Raw genomic sequence first — 19,413 nt, 5'->3', positions numbered from 1 at the left:
AACAAACCCAATGAGGAAACAGTATGTCCAAACTTAGCACTTGCCTATCTACGCTAGCGCTAGCCACTCTGTGCTCATTGGGTTTTGTTCATAGCGCTAGTGCTAATACGACGACAGCTGTTAGCATTGCTAAATCTAGCCCTACTTTCTTGGGAGATGGCGGTACTTATCCTTTTTCAGAAGCTGTACGCGTGGGCAATACATTGTATATGTCGGGACAAATTGGCTTTAAAGATGGCAAACTGGTCAAAGGCGGTATCAAAGCTGAAACCAAACAAGTGCTCGATAACATCCATATCACGCTATTAAAATATGGCTACCGTAAGTCTGATATCGTTAAATGTATGGTCATGCTGACTGATATGGATGACTTTGATGATTTTAATAAGGTCTACAAGTCTGAGATGATAAAGCCTTATCCTGTACGCTCGGCTTTTGGCGTATCAGAACTGGCTGCTGGAGCAAGCGTTGAGATTGAATGTATGGCTGCAAAATAATAGCGACTAAAAACTCTAAAGCTCCACAATTAGAAAAACGTTAAAACTAAAACAACTGGCTATCCACGCCAGTTGTTTTTTGTCTGATATACCGATATCTAGTCTGCAAATTTATACCAGTATCGTGTCATCCGTTAAGGCGCTCTCTTTCGTCACTCGCAGCACTTCTTCCAATGTCGTGCGCCCTTCTATGACCTTACGCAAACCATCTGCACGAATCGATGGAGTCTGCTGGCGCGCATACTCTTCCAGCTCATACTCAGCCGTATTGCTATGAATCATACGGCGCAATGTATCATCGATTGGCACGACTTCATAGATTGCGGTACGGCCTTTAAACCCTGACTGATTACATTTATCGCAGCCTACTGGCTTGGGCAAACGAATCGACTCACTTGCTATATCTTCGGCATCACTTTTCAACCCTGACCCAATACCAATTTCGGTAAATAGTTTGGCTTGCTCAGTATCAGCAGCCTGCCAGCTTTGACAATGTGAACATAAGGTACGCACCAAACGCTGCGCTACTACGCCAATAAGCGACGACGACAACAGAAACGGCTCAACCCCCATATCCTGTAAGCGAGTGACTGCACCGATAGCAGTGTTGGTATGCAGCGTCGATAATACCAAATGCCCTGTCAAAGAAGCCTTTACGGCAATCTCTGCTGTCTCTAAATCACGAATTTCACCAACCATCACTACATCGGGATCTTGACGGAGCATTGCACGCAAACTTTTAGCAAATGTCATGTCTACTTTATTATTGACCTGCGTCTGCCCAATACCATCGAGCTGAAACTCAATCGGATCTTCAGCGGTCAAGATATTGCGAGTTTGATCATTTAAATCGGTCAATGCAGAATATAGCGTCGTGGTTTTACCCGAGCCAGTCGGCCCTGTCACCAAAATAATGCCATGCGGACGATGGATTAAGCGCTTTAGCTCAGTATAGTCATTATCAGACAACCCCAAATACGTCATGTTAAGACGGCCAGCTTGCTTATCTAATAGACGCATCACCACACGCTCACCAAAGCTTGATGGCAAAGTCGATACACGCACATCGACCTCTCGCCCTGCCAGTCTTAAACTAATACGACCATCTTGCGGCACTCGCTTTTCGGCGATATCTAATTTAGCCATTACTTTAATACGCGAGACTAGCAGTGGAGCCAATTGGCGCTTCGGTGTGATGATTTCTTTGAGCTCACCATCAACTCGGAAACGGACGACCAAACGCTTTTCAAAGGTTTCAATATGGATGTCTGAGGCACTTAAGCGAATGGCTTCGGACAACAAGGCGTTGATCAGACGAATGATAGGTGCATCATCTTGTTGATCCATCAAGTCTTCAGTTTCAGGGACGCTATCTGCCAAGCTATCGAGATCAGGGTGGTCTTCAAGTCCAGCAGCAATGTGCTGCGACTCTCCTGTATTGCCAGCATAAGCTGCGTTCATACGTTTTTCAAAATCGTTCGCGCTGATACTTTCATAAGTAGGTACACCGCGAATGCCTTGCTGCTGTAAAAACCGTACCGCTTCATTAATCGCTGACAACGGAGTCGCTTTGGTGAGTACCAATGTTGGCGGCAATTCTGGATCTATCGCAAGTATGGCCAAAATCTGATGGCGTTTCGCAAAGCTGTATGGCAATTGCATCATAAAGACGGCCCAATAAGTGAGGAGAGGATAAGAAGTACGCACGTCAAGACATGATGGATGCCTTGTCCTTAACAGTTCGAATCAAAAAAGACTGCCAGTAAGGTTGCATGAGTTTGTTATAATAGCATTTTGTTTTAGACGGGTATTATTTTATGTGACTGGCGCTTTATATCTATCGCCCAGCACATATTATTACTATCAGAGTTAGCATATCATGCGATTTTTTTTCTGACAGCTTGCCATTGTCTATTACAACTTTTAGATTGCTTAGATTGCCCATCATATTTTGTCTGTCCCTTCTCCCGCTCGATATTAGGATTTTCCGTTATGTCAGAGAACGTTAGCACTACTCATCCAACACCACTTTTACAAGATACCTTTACTGTCGGTAGCCGTACCTTTTCTTCGCGTCTGTTAGTCGGTACCGGTAAATATAAAGACATGACAGAGACTGGAGAAGCCATTGCCGCTTCAGCAGCCGAAATCGTGACCGTTGCTATTCGCCGTGTCAATATTGGACAAAACAGTGATGAGCCTAACTTATTAGATGTGATTTCACCTGATAAATATACGATATTACCGAATACTGCTGGCTGCTTTGACGCCGAAACAGCCATTCGCACTTGTAAGCTTGCTCGCGAGTTATTGGGTGGGCATAATTTGGTTAAGCTTGAGGTATTGGGGGACGAAAAAACCTTATATCCAAATGTTATGGAAACTTTAAAAGCCGCCAAAGTATTGATCGATGATGGCTTTGAAGTGATGGTTTATACTTCAGATGACCCTATCGTCGCACAAGAGTTAGAAAGCATGGGCTGTGTCGCTATTATGCCGCTTGGCAGCTTGATTGGTTCAGGACTTGGTCTACTCAATCGTCATACGCTAAGTCTCATCATCGAAAACGCCAAAGTACCCGTATTGGTTGACGCTGGTGTCGGTACTGCGTCTGATGCTGCACTTGCGATGGAGCTTGGCTGTGATGGTGTACTGATGAACTCAGCTATTGCCAATGCGCAAAACCCAGTAATGATGGCGCACGCAATGAAACATGCTATGTGGGCAGGGCGCGCTGCGTTTTTGGCAGGTCGTATGCCTATGCGTAAGATGGCTACTGCTAGCTCACCACAGACTGGGTATTTCTTCCAATAAATTGAAGTATAGATGACATATCATAATAGAGCGTGTTGAGTATTTACGTATGGCGCTGTCAGTGCTATGGTTGATTGCTTAACACGCTCTATAAAATAATAAAAAATGTTATTTGATTGAATCTCTATTTATTATAATTTTCACATAACACTTATCGTCATAAAAGGATTTATTATGCGACTTCTCACAGCAGTCGACCAGTTGTTTCTACTTCTTGAGTCGCGTAAACAGCCCATGCACGTTGGTGGACTGTTTGTATTTGAATTACCAGACAATGCGGATAGCGATTTTGTCTATCAATTGGTAAAACAAATGCAAGAGTCTGATGTGCCGCCCAGCTTTCCTTTTAATCAGGTACTTGAGCATTTAGCCTTTTGGAAAAAAGACAAAGACTTTGATGTCGAGCATCATTTGCATCATGTCGCGCTACCAAGTCCTGGACGCGTACGTGAACTATTGATGTACGTCTCAAGAGAACATGGGCGTTTATTAGATCGCGCCATGCCTTTGTGGGAATGTCATGTTATTGAAGGTATACAACCAGAAGTCGAGGGTGGACCTGAACGTTTTGCATGGTATTTTAAGATTCATCACTCTTTGGTTGATGGTATCGCAGCGATGCGTTTGGTTCAAAAATCCTTATCACAATCGCCAACCGAGCCAGTGACCCTTCCTGTCTGGTCGTTGATGGCGCGCCATCGTAACCAAGTAAACGCTATCTTACCTGCCGAACGATCTATCAGGGGCATAATAAAAGAGCAGATATCTACCATCAAACCTGTATTTACAGAACTGCTAGATAATGTAAAAAACTACGGTGATGAAGGGTACGTCGGTACTTTTGACGCACCGATGAGTATCCTGAATAAACGTATATCAGCCTCACGGCGTATAGCCGCACAGTCTTATGATATACAGCGGTTTAACGATATTGCTGAAAGGCTCAAAATTAGTAGAAACGATGTGGTACTGGCGGTCTGTGCAGGCGCTATTCGTCGTTATCTAATCTCAATGGATGCGCTACCGAGCAAACCGTTGATTGCTTTTGTACCGATGTCACTGCGTACGGATAACAGTATCTCGGGCAACCAGCTGTCATTTGTATTGGCAAACTTGGGTACGCATTTGGACAATCCACTGCGCAGGATAGAGCTTATCCATCGTAGTATGAATAACGGCAAACGTCGCTTTCGCCGCATGAACCAAGCGCAGGTCATTAACTACAGTATCGTCTCATACGCGTGGCAAGGCATTAATTTGGCGACAGGACTGTTTCCTAGAAAGCAGGCATTTAACCTGATTATTTCTAACGTACCTGGTTCTGAAAAACCGCTGTACTGGAATGGCGCACGTCTGCAATCGTTGTACCCCGCTTCTATTGTCTTTAATGGTCAAGCGATGAATATCACCTTAGCCAGTTATTTAGATAAGATTGAATTTGGTATCACCGCTTGTAGCAAGGCGCTGCCTCGCGTACAAGATATGCTAATGCTGATAGAAGAAGAGTTGCAGCTGCTAGAAACTACCAGTAAAGAGTTAGCATTCAAAGGTATTACCGTCGAAGATAAAGCAGGCAATCAGGGTAATGATAAAACAAAAAAGCTGGCTCCATAATGGAACCAGCTTTTTTCATTCATACTCAATATAGATATTACTTGAATTTAAATCCTGAAAGCGCTAAACGTTAATACCAACGAGGTTAACGTTTAGATTGCGTCACCCCAAATTTGTACAACTGTTTGCATCAATGGCTTGAGCAATTTCACATTACAAGCGAAGATAGAGCCTGATGTCATAGAGTTGTGCGCGCCAGTATGATCAACCACCACACCGCGTGCTTCAGTCACGATAAGCTCGCCCGCAGCGATGTCCCAAGGCTTGATAGACATCTCAAAATAACCGTCAAAACGACCAGCGGCAACATAGCACAAATCAAGCGCAGCTGAACCCATACGACGTACCTGACCACCTGCCTCAGATATCTTCTGTAAGCTCTCAAAGTGCTGTTTAGCATAAGAGATAACTTCGCCATTGCGCTTACGCTCAAGCGGATGTCCTGTCGTAAAGAAACCGCCATCAATGGTTTTACGCTCGCTCACTTGCATACGGCGATTGTTCAAGCGCGCGCCTTTACCGCGGCTCGCTGAGAACATCTCATCACGTACTGGATCATAGACCACACCATGTTGGGTAACACCTTTATGCTGTACAGCGATAGATACGCAGAACTGCGGTACACCATGAACGAAGTTCTTAGTGCCGTCTAGTGGATCGATAATCCAGCACCAGTCAGCATCTTCGCCGCGGCCTTCTTGCATACCAAACTCTTCACCCAAAAATGAATGATTAGGATAGCTGGCTTTTAGCGTCTCAATCGTGAGCTCTTCGCTAAAGCGATCAATGCGGGTAACCAGACCATCAAGTCCTTTAGACTCAATATCTAACTCGATTTTGTGGCGGTTTTGATGCGCATATAAAATCTCTTTACCAACTTTTTCAGCAGTACGCGCTGCGATGACGACCATGGGTTCCATAAATAACCTATTTGCTTGATGAATGAATATAAAAAAATAAGACTAACTTTGTGCCCACAACATGCCAAACAGCCGCCGCATCACACCACATCTATGCGATTAAAAACGTGTCTCTTATAAACGGAAACTTATAAAAGACACCCGCATTATACTAAAATTGTTCGATAAAAACGAAAAAACCGTCACGCTGACCAAGCCAGTACTTTGGCGATCATCTAAACTGCGCAAGTTGTAAAAAAGTTAGCACCTACGGCTAGTAGGCGTTTGCTCTGTTTAAGGAGCTTATATTAGTTTTGAGTAAGACCTTTTTAACGCATTAATTTTTTAAAAAATATTGTAACGTTAAAAACATTGCTTACGATAAGAACGTTTTGAGCTGTTTGATCACGCCTTCGACATTTAGACCACAGTCGGCCAATTGTTCTGCTTGGGAGCCATGAGCAATAAAGCGATCAGGAATACCGATATTAGCAATAGCTGGACGACTTTGCTTAAATACTGCCGACTCGTTTAGTAAATATTCATTCACTGCACTACCTGCGCCGCCCATAATCATGTGCTCTTCTAGGGTTGCTATATGAGTGACCCCTTGCGCTAATAACGTTTCAAGCATTGCTGTATCTAGCGGTTTTACCCAGCGCATATTGATCACATGTATCTGGTAATCTAATGCTGCATCGTTATTTATTAGGGTTTCTGCTGCTTGCTGAGCAGTTGCTACCATCGTGCCAAAGGCCAATAATGCCAATTTGTAAGGTGCGTCAGCTTTACCTAATACTGACTCGACAACTGCTTCGCCAACTTTATAAGTTTGGGCGGGCTGCTCAATATCAGCACCCGTACCTGTACCACGCGGATAACGTACAGCCGTGCACCCTTGATACTCATAGCAAGTATTGAGCAAATGGTAACACTCGTTCTCATCTTTTGGCGCTGCAATCACCATATTAGGCACACAACGTAAGAATCCAAAATCAAATACGCCAGCATGCGTCGCACCGTCTTCACCGACTAGACCCGCTCGATCTATGGCAAACATCACATCGAGATTCTGTAGAGCCACGTCATGAATCAGCTGATCATATCCACGCTGCAAGAACGTCGAGTAAATTGCGACAATAGGTTTGACGCCTTGAGTTGCCATCCCAGCCGCTAGCGTGACAGCATGTTGCTCAGCAATGGCCACATCAAAGAAACGCTCTGGAAAGTGACGAGCAAAGTCCGTCATACCTGAGCCTTCTTCCATAGCAGGGGTGACAGCTAGTAGTTTATCGTCTTCGGCCGCTTTATCACATAAGAACTGGCCAAACACTTGCGAATATTTTAACGCTGGCTTTGTACTTGGTTGTTTCGTTGGCTGCTCTATGGAGTCAGCTTTAGACTCTTCATGCTCTTTATGATTTTCGACTGGCAATTTACTGATTGCGTGATAGCCCACTGGATCTAACTCTGCTGGCGCAAAGCCTTTACCCTTAGTCGTATAGATATGTACCAATACTGGGCCTTTTATTTGTTTTGCCAGTGACAATACGCGCAGCAGCTCAGGAATATTATGCCCATCAAATGGACCAAAATAGGTAAAACCAATCGCTTTGAATAAGTTGTCTTCTAGCTGCGGAACATCACGCATCTCTTTGTGACGCTTGCGGCGATCGAACGCTTGCATATCAGGACGGTGGCAGAGTACTGGCTCACCTGACTCAGAGATATCAACTTGATAACCTGATTCCCAAAGCATGGCTAAATGTCGTGAAAATCCGCCGATAGAGCAAGATATCGACATATCATTATCGTTTAGAATGACCAGCAAATCAGCATCTTGCTGTACTGCGTCATTCATGGCCTCAAATGCCATACCGCCTGTCATCGCACCATCGCCGATGATGCAAGCAACCGTTTGCTCGCGGCCTTGATAACGCAGTGCGAGGCTCATACCCAGACCAGCTGAAATAGAAGTCGATGAATGACCAACACCAAATGTATCGTAGACAGACTCTGCGCGCTCAGGGAACGCCGTCAGACCGTCTTTAGATCTGATAGTACCTAGCTGCTCACGGCGACCGGTCAGTACTTTATGAGCATAGGCTTGATGACCCACGTCCCAGACGATTTGATCCTGCGGTGTCTCTAACAAATAATGCAATACTATAGTTAGCTCGACCACGCCCAAATTGGCACCAAAATGCCCACCACTCTGACCAGCTGAATACAATAGAAAAAGGCGCAATTCATCAGCCAACGTAATAAGCTTGGCAGCCGAAAGCGTACTAAGGTCAGTGGGTGTATCAATTGCATCAAGCAATGGCGTATGAGGACGCACACGTGGAATTACAGTATAGGTCTGCTGTAAGCTCGATAGCTGAGCAGCAGAATCCAGCACTGATGTAGATAGGGACTGAGACTTTGGAGAATGAGGTGACTGCTGCATAAACCGTACGATACCTACCAATCTGCTGACAAGACGTGTCTTTAAAATATAGCGGTGACTATAATCAAAAGACGTCAATAATACCTACATCATTATTGATGTAATCGACCATATAATTATTCATGCAACTTTCGTATTTGTATAGCTGCGCTACTTACGACAGTAGACACGCTAGACAATAGACTGCGCGTCAATACCAACGTTTTGATATCAAAATATTGATGCTTTCATACTATTGACAACTGAAGGGTGACATTATGCCCTATTATTTTGCATCAATAGCGGATGTTAGTGACGACATAGTAATGTAAGGGTAAAGACTTGTCACTGTATCCGTCAAAATAGTATGGCATAATAGCATTTTTTTTTAATTGTCGCTTTAATCATCGTGCGTCGTCTGTGAACTTTGTGTGTTTTTATAAAAAATACAATGAGCACGCTGTCTTTATGAACAGGTTATACTGGTATCATCTTAATCTTAGCAGTAAAGTTGAGATGACATGCTCATCTCAACTAATAGTTATTTCGAAAACAGTAGTTATCTCGAACAGTAACCGGCTCTAACAGCGCTCATCTCGAACAGCAATAACATACTTTTCACCGCCACGACTTTAGGCTTATGTAGGACAGCAATGTCATATCAATTTATCACTAGTGCCAAATTACCCACTCGTCACGGCGAGTTTGATATTCATATCTTTGAAAATAGCGAAGGTCAAGAGCATGTCATGCTGACCGTTGGTCTAGCTGTGGTCGATCAAAAGACAGACGATATCGCTAAACAACCTTTAGACGACATGATATTGAACCAAAAAGATGAATCGATAGCGAAGCAAGTACCGCTCATTCGCATTCATTCTGAATGTCTGACAGGCGACGCGTTTAGCTCATTGAAATGTGACTGCGGTCCGCAGCTCAATACTGCCATGCAAGCCATCCAAGAGTCAGGTTGCGGTGCGATTTTGTATTTGCGTCAAGAAGGCCGCGGTATTGGTTTGACCAATAAGATTCGTGCGTACGCCCTTCAAGATCAAGGGCATGATACGCTGGATGCTAATCTTATGTTAGGCTTGCCTGCTGATGCGCGTATCTATGATATGTGTGGTCCGATGCTGGCCCATGTCGGTGTCGACGCTGTCAGGCTCATTACCAACAATCCAAACAAAGTCGCTTATCTGACTGAGCATGGTATTGATGTTGTCGAACGAGTGCCATTGTTGGTCGGTGTCAATGATATGAATGCGGAATATCTAGCAACCAAACGTGACCGCATGGGCCACTTGTTTGATAAAAATATCAATCTTGATATAGACGCTTCTCTCGATACAGACCTTAATACCGCCATACACCTGAATAAATAGATATCTTATGAGTATTACAAATACAAATAACGAAACAGACTTATCAACGGTAGCATCAGTGACGACGCCAACCAATAACGACATCATGCGAGTGCGTGAATTTTTGGTTGATTTACAGGCACGCATCTGTGAATCGCTAGAAGCACAAGAGCGTGACGGCAGCACTAATAACAACGAGCATGCGACCTTTGTACCTGATGACTGGGAACGTCCTGAAGGCGGCGGCGGTCGGTCATGCGTATTGGCAGATGGTGAAGTCATCGAAAAAGCGGGCGTCATGTTTAGCCATATTCATGTACATAACCTCCCCGCCTCGGCGACAGCGCGTCACCCTAATATCGCTGGACGTAAAGCCCAAGCAATGGGCGTGTCGCTAGTTGTGCATCCCAGAAATCCAAACGTGCCTACGAGCCATGCCAATGTGCGTTTATTCGTAGCAGAAGCCGAAGGCGAAGCTCCTATCTGGTGGTTTGGCGGTGGTTTTGACTTAACGCCATTCTATCCAGTACTCGCTGATTGTGTACACTGGCATCAAGTTTGTCACGACTTGTGTGCGCCTTTTGGGGACAATATTTACGCTGATTTTAAACAGTGGTGTGATGAGTATTTCCATCTACGCCATCGTGATGAGCAGCGCGGTATTGGTGGTCTGTTTTACGATGACGTCAGTACCGAAAGTCGCGGCTGGGATTTTGAGACCTGCTTTAACTTTATGAAAGCCGTGGGCAACGGTTATCTTGACGGTATCATGCCGATTTTTGAACAACGTAAAAATACGCCTTATACTGAAACGCAGCGCGAGTTTCAGCTCTATCGCCGTGGCCGCTACGTCGAATACAATCTGGTCTACGATCGTGGAACGCTATTTGGGCTACAGAGTAATGGACGTATCGAATCCATCCTAGTCAGCATGCCACCGCTTGCCAGCTGGCATTATCGTTTTGAGCCTGCTGAAGGAACGCCTGAATTTGAGTTGACCGATTATTATCTAAAGCCGCGTGATTGGTTGGCACTATAAGTTTCGTGAATATCACGGCATTTATATTTTTGGAAAATATTAAAAAGGTCAGCCTCTATTTGCTGGCCTTTTTTATTGTCGGTACCATTCAAACGAGCAACTCTCACGTTATTATTGTAAAAAACATGTCGTGTATTTACCAATACAATCATCGCAATCAACTATAAGCAGTAACAACCAAGTTAAGGTATGCTTATTTAAAATATTACGAGGATATAACAACTATATAATTCCCATCGCCCAGATAACCGTTACAATAGAAGACGTTCTTTATTAGCAACTGTGCTCAAAAGAATTTTAGGCAGTATTTTGTATAACTATATTTTAAGTCAAAGCGAGCGTTTGTAATCGCGCTTACTATTAGCCAAGTTTAAAGGAGTAAGTCATATGGCACAGGTTCATACCAACAAATCTTTCAAATCTCTGTTTAGCGTTACCTTGATGGCAGCTGCACTAGGTCTAACGGCCTGTAGCACTTCAACAGGATCTAACCCTGACGTACAAGCGCGTCAAGACACCATGAAAAACTGGGGCGACGCAATGGGCGTCATGGGTGATATGGCAAAAGCACCTGACACATTTGATACGGATGTATTTAAAGAGCAAGCGGCGTTCTTGGCAGAAGATGCCGCCAAGCCTTGGAGTCATTTTGAAGACCCAGAAGCGGTAGGCAATGCTACCGAAGCGGTTTGGTCTAATGCTGATGGCTTCAGTGCTGAAGCTGAAAACTTTCAAAAAGTCACTGCTGAGCTAAATGCTGCTGCTCAAAACGCTACTAGCATGGACGATGTTAAACCTGCCTTTGGACAAGTTGGTGCAAGCTGTAAATCATGCCATACCGACTTTAGAGCAAAAGACGAATAAGCCTTTATATTTATCGCAAGTCGACACGTATAAAAAAACCGCCATATCAATTGATGTGGCGGTTTTTTAGTTTTCTAAGTATTATTAGATATCACATTTTTGACACTAATTAAATATTTCACCGAGCGCCCTACTCTGCCACTGTTTTATTCACATCCACAACGTCTTGCTGCTCGTTCATTTTATTAACGATTGCACTCACTGAAGGATCACTCAAATCAATCGTACGTATTGGGAATGGAATGTTTACGCCCGCTGCATCCAATGAATTTTTGATACCTACAATTACTTGATGAATCGAGGCAACCTTATTAGCTTGCGTACCATCTTCGATAAACCAACGTACCATTAGATCAATGGACGAACCGCCAAAACCAGTAGCAATCACGCTTGGTGTTGCTTTCTTTGAGACACTCTCTATCTTGTCTAATGCTTTTATAATCTCAGCTTTGGCCGCTTCGATGTCATCTTCATAACCAATACCAACTGCGACTTGTAGACGGCGCTGCTTATAAGCGGTATTGACGGTCAATGCTGAAGTATAGAGATCTGAATTTGGAATCACTACTTGCCTGCCATCATAAGTCCTGATAGTAGTTGCGCGGATTTTAATATCTTCGACCGTTCCTTCATAGTCGCCTGAGACAATCTGATCACCGATACGAAACGGCTCTGAAATCAGGAGCAAAATACCAGAGAGCAAGTTTTGAAAGATATCTTTAAAAGCAAAACCGATAGCCACAGAACCAATACCTAGTGCGCCGATTAGCTTAGCTGGTGTAAATCCTGGAATAGCAACAACCATGGCGATCATAAAGCCAATAAAGAAAATAAGCGCCCCGCCTACCCGCTGAAACACTTTTACCAAGTTCTGATGCCGACTACGGCTACCTAATAATTTGTGAACGATTTTCTTGAAGACAATCGATAAAAACCAAAAAATTAGGATAACGATAATTGATGCGACAAAATATGGGATGCGCTCAACAAAGCCAACCCATATCTCATTTGCCGAACCAAGAATGCTTTGATAGGTCAACCCATCTGTCGTCGTAGACTGCGCAGCTGTCTCAGCACTCAGTGTCGTGTCTGCCTCAGAGGTAGGCATCTGGGTGATACTCCTTTATTCTATTTATTTCTATTAACGCACTTATCTTAATAGGTGCTGTCGTTATGACAGTTAGCCCATCAAATCGGCCTGTACGATTTCGATCCAGTAGCCGTCTACATCTTTGATAAAGGCAATGTTTTTCATACTGCCATCTTCTGGACGTTTTTTGAATTCGACGTCGTTTTTATCAAACCAAGCAACCGCTTCATCCAAGCTTGGAACGCTAAAACAAATATGACCAAAACCCTGTGGATCCTGATTGCCGTCATGATAGCTAAAGTCAGCTTTTGTCTCGGTGCCGTAGTTGTGCGTCAACTCTAAAATACCACGTTGACGGAAAGCAAAGATTTCTAAGTCATCGCCAGTTGGCAAGTTTTCGCGCTCGCTTTCGGTCAACTTAGCCAAGAAATATAAATCGAATCCCATGTCAGGGAACTTCTTAACGGCAAGCAAGGTCATACCTAAGACGCCAGTGTAAAACTCTAGCGATTTAACAGGGTCTTTGACACGCAGCATGGTGTGGTTAAAAGTAAAACCGGTCGTCTTTGATGAGATTGGCTGAACGCCATTCGTGCTAACACTGCTAGCAGGCTGTGCGATGGTCGAATTATTATCGTTAGTAGACATAGTTATCCTAAGGTTATTCAAAAAAGAGTGTTATAAATAAGCGAATCACGACTGTCATGATTCACTGCTGTCTCTCATCATAATAAGAATTGGCAAAATAATTGATAGGGTTTTGTAAGGATATGAACAAAGTATGTTCATATTTAGATATATTAGCTGTCTAAGAATCGTACCTTTCCGGTCTCTAGATCATATTCAGCGCCGACTACCAATAGCTGACCACTATTGGTTAAGTCCTCTAATGCACGTGAGCCATGCTTTAGCTGACTGACTGACATACGTACGTTAGCGCGGATAGAGCGGTCGACCAGCTCGTCTGCATCGACGTCTTGACCATTGGCAGTTGCCAATTCGTGTAAGTTATAAACGCTTGGGCGAATACGATCAACGATAGATTGCAAGTTAGGTGAATAGTTCTGCTCAGGGTTAATCAACGTCTCAACGCAAGCCGTGACAGCGCCACATTTTGAATGTCCAAGTACCACTACCAATTGTGTGCCAAAGGCTTCAGCTGCAAACTCGATTGAACCAATCTGTGATGGTGCAACGACGTTACCCGCGACTCGTATAACAAACAAATCTCCCAAACCTTGATCAAAAACAATCTCAACGGGTACTCGTGCATCCGAGCAACCCAAAATAATGGCCAATGGATTTTGATCCTTGACCAACTCTGGACGGCGCTGCATATACTCATCGGTACTGGTGAGGCTATCAACGTAGCGTGCATTACCTGCTTTTAAAAGCTCAAGCGCTTCTTGACCTGTGGTTGGACGTATATCGGTAGGCATGAGAGATCCTTTATCATCAATAATATTAGAGTTATAAGCTGTTTTGCATACATGTATTCCAGCACAGACTGACTAATTATCGTCAAACTATCAGGCTAATAATATTTGTCAGCCATAACGTGATTGTATAGGAATAAAAACCCAAAAACGGTAAAAAAATTTGTCTAAATATCGCTAGGTGAATGTAGTCACATTTAAAAATATAGCTGTATATATCGCTGCTACGACAGTATTACTCGCGTAACTTATAATGAACTTGCACTGACTTATACCAAGGGTTTGTTATAATACGCAGCACTCAGGCAGCATTCAGACCGCGCTTACGCTCATGCCAATCCCTATAATGACAGTCAGCTGTATACAGAAATTGGACGCTTAGGAACAGATATTATGACCGATTTATCTCAAAATACGCATAACACCTCTGCGTCACCTCATGATGATCAGGTGCTGCTGCAACTGACTGGTCTAAAAAAAACTTATGATCAAACCGAAGTCCTAAAAGACATCAACCTTGATATCAAACATGGTGAGTTTTTGACGCTGCTTGGCCCATCAGGCTGTGGTAAGACGACATTACTACGCTTGATTGCAGGCTTTGAGCAGCCTAATGCTGGAGCGATATATTTGGATGGTGTACAGATGGCAGGCTTATCCGCTGATAAACGTCCGGTCAATACCGTATTTCAGCAATATGCATTGTTCCCTCATATGAGCGTCGCCCAAAACGTGGCTTATGGCCTAAAGCTAAAAAAAGTACCAAAAGATGAAATCCAAAGACGTGTTAGCGAGATGCTAGCGATGGTACAGCTAGAGCATTTGGCCAACCGCAAGCCGCAAGATTTGTCTGGTGGTCAGCAGCAGCGAGTTGCGATTGCACGCGCAGTGATTAACCGCCCTAAACTGCTATTACTTGATGAGCCATTATCCGCGCTCGATCATAAACTGCGCCTGCAAATGCAATCTGAACTCAAGCGTCTGCAACGTGAACTTGGCATTACCTTTGTTTTCGTGACCCATGACCAAGAAGAAGCGCTGTCGATGTCAGACCGTATTGCCGTGATGAAAGACGGTACGTTCCAGCAAATCGGTACGCCTATCGAGATTTATGAAACCCCTGCCAACCTGTTTACTGCCAAATTCATCGGTGAGACGAATTTGTTCAAAGCTGAGGTCAAAGGTGTCCATCCAGACCAGCCAGATCGCGATGGCAAAGTGACCAACGGACGTATCGAGGTCGAAGTCTGTGAAGCACAGGCGCAAGAAGGGCCGACCACCTTACGCAACTTACGTCGTCCCAATTTTGCCAATGACGTGCAAGTGGGCGATATCGTCAATTTACTACTTCGCCCCGAAGACTTACGAATATATGATCCAAAAGACAACGAGCATAGCGGACTGTTAGGCCGTGTCATCGAGAGTAACTATAAAGGTAGCACTTTAGACTCAATTATCGAACTGGCAAATGGTCATATCATTAAGGCCTCTGAGTTTTTTGATGAGGATGACCCGAGCTTTGATTACAAACTAAACGAGGGCGTCAAAGTCTCATGGGTAGATGGCTGGGAATGGGTATTGCCAGAAGACTCTGAAACTGTGCCAGACATAACTGTACAAAAGGATGGTAGCTGATGGCCCGCAACCACTTAGGCAGTAAAAGTCCATTTCGTACCGCTACGCTTTGGCTAATTTGGGGTTGGCTACTGATATTTGCACTATTACCAAATATCCTAGTCATCGCTGTCAGTTTTTTGACCCGTGATAGCAGTGCGTTTATCAGCTTACCTGTTAGCATCGACAGCTATGTGCGGATGATTGATCCATTGTATTTTGAGGTATTTGTCCACTCATTATGGATGGCAGGTATCACAACGGTTATTTGCTTGCTGCTTGGCTACCCTTTTGCATGGCTGGTTTCTAAGGCGAAAGTGCGTTGGCAACCGCTGCTGATGCTACTACTGATACTGCCATTTTGGACCAACTCTTTGGTACGGACGTATGCGCTCAAATTACTATTTGCCAATAACGGTTTGATTAACAAATTGCTATTAGCCATCGGTGTAATCGATACGCCAATCGATATTTTATATACCCAAGGCGCAGTGATCGCAGGACTAACTTACTTGTTATTCCCGTTTATGGTGCTACCGCTATATGCAGTATTTACCGACTTGCGTAATGACATGCTACTGGCTTCGCAGGATTTGGGCGCAACTAGAGCACAGACCTTTTGGCATGTAGTACTGCCATTAACGACCCCTGGTATTATCTCTGGTGTACTGCTCGTGCTGTTGCCTGCAATGGGCATGTTTTATGTGGCTGATATCTTGGGTGGTTCTCGTAATTTACTGGTTGGTAATATCATCAAAAACCAATTTTTGGATGCGCGTGATTGGCCCTTTGGTGCGGCAGCTAGCGTTTTATTGACACTGGCAATGGCAGTATTATTACTTGCCTACCGTGCCAGTAGCCGCCGCATTGGCAAAACCGATTTTAACGAGGTGGCCTAATGTCTTATAGCTCACCGAATAAAAAAACTCGTACGCTCAAGATTGGTAATATCGCCGCCAAAGGATATCTTGGACTGATTTATACCCTGTTGTACCTACCTATTATTGTCTTGGTGGTAATGTCCTTTAACAAATCAAAAATTGGCTACAACTGGGGCGGATTTAGCTTAAAGTGGTACGAGTCACTGTTTAATAACCAAGCGATGCTCGATGCATTTTGGCACTCGATTGTATTAGGGTTGGTGGCGGCCACTGTCTCGACTTTGATAGGCACACTCACTGCCCTAGCTTTACATCGTTATAATTTTCGCGGTAAAGGCTTACTAAATGGGCTGCTGTTTGTACTTATGATGTCGCCTGAGATTGTATTGGCTATTTCATTGCTAGCACTGTTTTTATTGATTGGTTTACAATTGGGCTTTGTCTCATTGCTATTGGCGCACATTACTTTTTGCTTGCCATTCGTTGTCATTACCGTCTTTGCGCGGTTGAGTAGTTTAGATGAGCGTTTAATGGAAGCGGCACGCGACTTGGGTGCTAACGAATCAACCATGGTGCGCACCGTATTGATTCCAGTTATCTTGCCAGCCGTCATGGCAGGTTGGTTGCTGGCTTTTACCCTATCGCTAGATGATGTGGTGGTTTCGACCTTCGTCACAGGACCTAGCTATGAGATTTTACCGCTGCGCATTTATTCTATGGTGCGCGTAGGACTCAAGCCAGAAGTCAACGCCATTGGTACGTTATTGCTAGTTGCTTCACTAGTATTGGTGGTTATCTCACAGTTATTATTACGCAAGCGCTAGATGTTGATTGCTAACTAATTGCTTATTAGCTACTTATTAATAACGGACTATGAGTGAAAGTCAGCGCTATATTGACTATAATGAATTTTTCTCACCTTAGCGGTTAGGTTATATTATGCTTGAGCTACGTCATCTTAATACATTAACCGCGCTACGAGCGCATGGTTCACTTGCAGCAGCGGCGGATGAACTACACGTTACCGCCTCTGCCGTTTCACATCAACTGAAAGAGCTTGAGAACTATTACGACATTAGCTTAGTCAATCGTCGGACGCGCCCGCTTAGTTTTACGCCAGCAGGTAAAGCAGTATTGGCATTGGCAGACAATATCCTACCGCAAGTTACTCGTACCAAATCTAACCTTAAACGCTTAGCGCATGGTCAAGCAGGCAGGTTGCGCCTAGCATCAGAGTGCCACAGCTGCTTTGATTGGCTTATGCCAATACTTAACCACTATCGCCGTGAATGGTCGGATGTTGAGCTAGACTTTGCCACAGGGTTTGAGCCTGAGCCGCATCATCTACTCATGGAAGGTGATATTGATCTGCTTATTACTACCAGTGATTTACCGCTCGACGGTATCAGCTATCAGCCATTGTTTGAATATGAGAGTCGTTTGGTGCTTTCACCAACGCATGATTTAGCTGCTCAAAAATTTATTGACCCCAATGATTTGATTAACGAGACATTAATTGCTTATCCGGTAGAGGCAAAACGCCTCGATATCATTGCTAATTTTATGACGCCAGCGCAAGTAAGTTTTGAGAGTGTTCGTACGACCGAGCTCACCGCGATGCTGATTCAGCTGGTTGCTAGTGAGCGCGGCGTAGCAGCATTGCCTGATTGGGTAGTGGCCGAATATGAGAAAAAAGGTTGGGTCGTCTCGCGACCACTAGGAGAAGGTGTACATTGTCAGCTGTATGCAGCGACGCGCACGTCAAGCCAAGATACCGCGTATATGCAAGGGTTTGCGAGTTTGTTAGAGGGTATTGTAAAGCCAGTTTAATATTACACTGTTTATTACATTTTTTGGTTATAAAATATCGTTCGCTTTCTTACGTTATGATAGGCATTGGGGAAAATAATGGTTCCCTAGTGAGGACTTGAACGCTAAGCTGTGAGCTAATGGCATCAACGTTTTAACTCGCTGAAATAGTCACAGTGTACTTCATGGTGTACTTACCATACATATTCTATCGTAATCGGTGCGCTATACAGGCATCGATCTGCCAGATATAACTTCAACGTATATAGGCTGAGCATATAATTCAAGGCTATTGATATCATGCACTACTTCACCGTTCCTACTCTTGTGAAAAGTAAAAGTTGCAAACCTCCCAACCTCATCATCTTGAAAACCTATTGTTATATTAACGCTCTCTAAAGGAAAGTCTATAAGCCATTTTTTCTTGAATTTGTTAGAAAATATGATGGACTGGATGAACGGGTCTTGGTCTGTAAAATCTTCTATATGAAACCTATTAGTAGAAACTTCATAACCCGAAAAATCAGTAAATTGTCTTTCAATCTTATGTTTTTCAATTGAACAGCGAGCATAGCTTGAAGGGAATATTTTTTCTAGAAAAACGCAGTCACCTATCGGTAAAAACCCTTCTTTTAAGATAAGGTCTAACTCCTTATCTAATTTGCCTTCTCGTATTTCACTTTCATTAATATCTAAAAACTCTTTCATCAGTAGATTGGTGTAAATCATAGCTTTGCCCTAAATGTCCTATTAATCCAGTGTAGATAATATGAATCATATAAAAATTACCAGTAAATCTTTTTTGTACTCATTGATTTAAAGTAAGGATCATAAACCAGGGTATACCCCAACGGAACCAGCTAATTCACTCTCCAAACGTATTAATAGACCACTTAAAACAGACTGCTATCATGGAACCACTTATAACAGACCATTAAACGATTAGGTGGTGTATCAAAAAGTATGCTGATTAAAATTCGAACAATTTTTGAAGCCTTTAAAGCCCTATAGAATCAGGGAACTTAGCATAGATTTCTTATTGACTTTTATCGCTAGCATACTTTTTG

General features: G+C 43.6%; 17 protein-coding genes. 10 read left to right on the top strand and 7 right to left on the bottom strand.

What is annotated here, in order from left to right:
- Nucleotides 1-23 precede the first annotated feature (23 nt).
- A complete protein-coding gene (locus FQV37_RS01985; protein WP_160021075.1) occupies nt 24-497 on the top strand; it encodes a RidA family protein in 474 nt (157 codons plus the stop codon).
- A gap of 111 nt (nt 498-608) precedes the next feature.
- Here FQV37_RS01985 and gspE read toward each other — a convergent pair whose 3' ends face one another.
- A complete protein-coding gene (gene gspE / locus FQV37_RS01980; protein ID WP_160021074.1) occupies nt 609-2,162 on the bottom strand; it encodes a type II secretion system ATPase GspE in 1,554 nt (517 codons plus the stop codon).
- A 327-nt stretch (nt 2,163-2,489) separates the two neighbouring features.
- On the opposite strand from gspE, the gene FQV37_RS01975 reads away from it, so the two are divergent.
- Together FQV37_RS01975 and FQV37_RS01970 are read left to right on the top strand one after the other, a co-directional pair.
- Nucleotides 2,490-3,311, top strand: coding sequence for a thiazole synthase (locus FQV37_RS01975; RefSeq protein WP_101205496.1), 822 nt, complete (start codon nt 2,490-2,492; stop codon nt 3,309-3,311).
- Nucleotides 3,312-3,485: 174 nt separating this feature from the next.
- A complete protein-coding gene (locus FQV37_RS01970; RefSeq protein WP_160021073.1) occupies nt 3,486-4,925 on the top strand; it encodes a WS/DGAT/MGAT family O-acyltransferase in 1,440 nt (479 codons plus the stop codon).
- Between the two features lie 92 nt (nt 4,926-5,017).
- On the opposite strand, the gene FQV37_RS01965 is transcribed toward FQV37_RS01970, so the two are convergent.
- Nucleotides 5,018-5,845, bottom strand: a complete 828-nt coding sequence (locus FQV37_RS01965; protein WP_102094690.1) for an inositol monophosphatase family protein — start codon at nt 5,843-5,845, stop codon at nt 5,018-5,020.
- A 355-nt stretch (nt 5,846-6,200) separates the two neighbouring features.
- Nucleotides 6,201-8,273, bottom strand: coding sequence for a 1-deoxy-D-xylulose-5-phosphate synthase (dxs, locus tag FQV37_RS01960; RefSeq protein WP_102094689.1), 2,073 nt, complete (start codon nt 8,271-8,273; stop codon nt 6,201-6,203).
- Nucleotides 8,274-8,905: 632 nt separating this feature from the next.
- On the opposite strand from dxs, the gene ribA reads away from it, so the two are divergent.
- From ribA to FQV37_RS01945, 3 genes are all read left to right on the top strand, one after another.
- A complete protein-coding gene (gene ribA, locus FQV37_RS01955; protein ID WP_160021072.1) occupies nt 8,906-9,634 on the top strand; it encodes a GTP cyclohydrolase II in 729 nt (242 codons plus the stop codon).
- Nucleotides 9,635-9,641: 7 nt separating this feature from the next.
- A complete protein-coding gene (gene hemF / locus FQV37_RS01950) occupies nt 9,642-10,652 on the top strand; it encodes an oxygen-dependent coproporphyrinogen oxidase (protein WP_160021071.1) in 1,011 nt (336 codons plus the stop codon).
- 387 nt (nt 10,653-11,039) lie between these two features.
- A complete protein-coding gene (locus FQV37_RS01945; RefSeq protein ID WP_160021070.1) occupies nt 11,040-11,516 on the top strand; it encodes a c-type cytochrome in 477 nt (158 codons plus the stop codon).
- A 130-nt stretch (nt 11,517-11,646) separates the two neighbouring features.
- On the opposite strand, the gene FQV37_RS01940 is transcribed toward FQV37_RS01945, so the two are convergent.
- From FQV37_RS01940 to FQV37_RS01930, 3 genes are all read right to left on the bottom strand, one after another.
- Entirely contained in the window at nt 11,647-12,624 is a 978-nt protein-coding gene (locus FQV37_RS01940) for a mechanosensitive ion channel family protein (RefSeq protein ID WP_160021069.1), read from the bottom strand.
- Between the two features lie 72 nt (nt 12,625-12,696).
- Entirely contained in the window at nt 12,697-13,254 is a 558-nt protein-coding gene (gene gloA / locus FQV37_RS01935; protein ID WP_160021068.1) for a lactoylglutathione lyase, read from the bottom strand.
- Between the two features lie 152 nt (nt 13,255-13,406).
- The gene (locus FQV37_RS01930) at nt 13,407-14,045 is read right to left on the bottom strand and encodes a carbonic anhydrase (protein WP_057758161.1); all 639 of its coding nucleotides are present in this window, start codon (nt 14,043-14,045) and stop codon (nt 13,407-13,409) included.
- Nucleotides 14,046-14,435: 390 nt separating this feature from the next.
- Here FQV37_RS01930 and potA point away from each other — a divergent pair, with 390 nt between their 5' ends.
- From potA to FQV37_RS01910, 4 genes are all read left to right on the top strand, one after another.
- On the top strand, nt 14,436-15,677 hold the full coding sequence (gene potA, locus FQV37_RS01925) for a spermidine/putrescine ABC transporter ATP-binding protein PotA (protein WP_160021067.1): 1,242 nt from the start codon (nt 14,436-14,438) through the stop codon (nt 15,675-15,677).
- The gene (gene potB / locus FQV37_RS01920) at nt 15,677-16,555 is read left to right on the top strand and encodes a spermidine/putrescine ABC transporter permease PotB (protein ID WP_160021066.1); all 879 of its coding nucleotides are present in this window, start codon (nt 15,677-15,679) and stop codon (nt 16,553-16,555) included. Before potA ends, potB begins: the two co-directional genes overlap by 1 nt.
- Nucleotides 16,555-17,361, top strand: a complete 807-nt coding sequence (gene potC / locus FQV37_RS01915) for a spermidine/putrescine ABC transporter permease PotC (protein WP_160021065.1) — start codon at nt 16,555-16,557, stop codon at nt 17,359-17,361. The genes potB and potC overlap by 1 nt, the downstream gene beginning before the upstream one ends.
- A 115-nt stretch (nt 17,362-17,476) precedes the next feature.
- Nucleotides 17,477-18,367, top strand: coding sequence for a LysR family transcriptional regulator (locus tag FQV37_RS01910; protein WP_160021064.1), 891 nt, complete (start codon nt 17,477-17,479; stop codon nt 18,365-18,367).
- Between the two features lie 204 nt (nt 18,368-18,571).
- Here FQV37_RS01910 and FQV37_RS01905 read toward each other — a convergent pair whose 3' ends face one another.
- Entirely contained in the window at nt 18,572-19,075 is a 504-nt protein-coding gene (locus FQV37_RS01905; RefSeq protein ID WP_160021063.1) for a hypothetical protein, read from the bottom strand.
- Between the last annotated feature and the right edge of the window lie 338 nt (nt 19,076-19,413).

It is taken from the genome of Psychrobacter nivimaris, assembly GCF_009812035.1.
Taxonomy (GTDB): Bacteria; Pseudomonadota; Gammaproteobacteria; order Pseudomonadales; family Moraxellaceae; genus Psychrobacter; species Psychrobacter nivimaris.
This window is presented reverse-complemented; position numbering and strand designations above follow the sequence as displayed.

Coding starts and splice junctions, on each gene's coding strand:
- FQV37_RS01985 (WP_160021075.1), top strand. CDS start 24: ATGTCCAAACTTAGCACTTGCCTATCTACGCTAGCGCTAGCCACTCTG.
- gspE (WP_160021074.1), bottom strand. CDS start 2,162: ATGATGCAATTGCCATACAGCTTTGCGAAACGCCATCAGATTTTGGCC.
- FQV37_RS01975 (WP_101205496.1), top strand. CDS start 2,490: ATGTCAGAGAACGTTAGCACTACTCATCCAACACCACTTTTACAAGAT.
- FQV37_RS01970 (WP_160021073.1), top strand. CDS start 3,486: ATGCGACTTCTCACAGCAGTCGACCAGTTGTTTCTACTTCTTGAGTCG.
- FQV37_RS01965 (WP_102094690.1), bottom strand. CDS start 5,845: ATGGAACCCATGGTCGTCATCGCAGCGCGTACTGCTGAAAAAGTTGGT.
- dxs (WP_102094689.1), bottom strand. CDS start 8,273: ATGCAGCAGTCACCTCATTCTCCAAAGTCTCAGTCCCTATCTACATCA.
- ribA (WP_160021072.1), top strand. CDS start 8,906: ATGTCATATCAATTTATCACTAGTGCCAAATTACCCACTCGTCACGGC.
- hemF (WP_160021071.1), top strand. CDS start 9,642: ATGAGTATTACAAATACAAATAACGAAACAGACTTATCAACGGTAGCA.
- FQV37_RS01945 (WP_160021070.1), top strand. CDS start 11,040: ATGGCACAGGTTCATACCAACAAATCTTTCAAATCTCTGTTTAGCGTT.
- FQV37_RS01940 (WP_160021069.1), bottom strand. CDS start 12,624: ATGCCTACCTCTGAGGCAGACACGACACTGAGTGCTGAGACAGCTGCG.
- gloA (WP_160021068.1), bottom strand. CDS start 13,254: ATGTCTACTAACGATAATAATTCGACCATCGCACAGCCTGCTAGCAGT.
- FQV37_RS01930 (WP_057758161.1), bottom strand. CDS start 14,045: ATGCCTACCGATATACGTCCAACCACAGGTCAAGAAGCGCTTGAGCTT.
- potA (WP_160021067.1), top strand. CDS start 14,436: ATGACCGATTTATCTCAAAATACGCATAACACCTCTGCGTCACCTCAT.
- potB (WP_160021066.1), top strand. CDS start 15,677: ATGGCCCGCAACCACTTAGGCAGTAAAAGTCCATTTCGTACCGCTACG.
- potC (WP_160021065.1), top strand. CDS start 16,555: ATGTCTTATAGCTCACCGAATAAAAAAACTCGTACGCTCAAGATTGGT.
- FQV37_RS01910 (WP_160021064.1), top strand. CDS start 17,477: ATGCTTGAGCTACGTCATCTTAATACATTAACCGCGCTACGAGCGCAT.
- FQV37_RS01905 (WP_160021063.1), bottom strand. CDS start 19,075: ATGATTTACACCAATCTACTGATGAAAGAGTTTTTAGATATTAATGAA.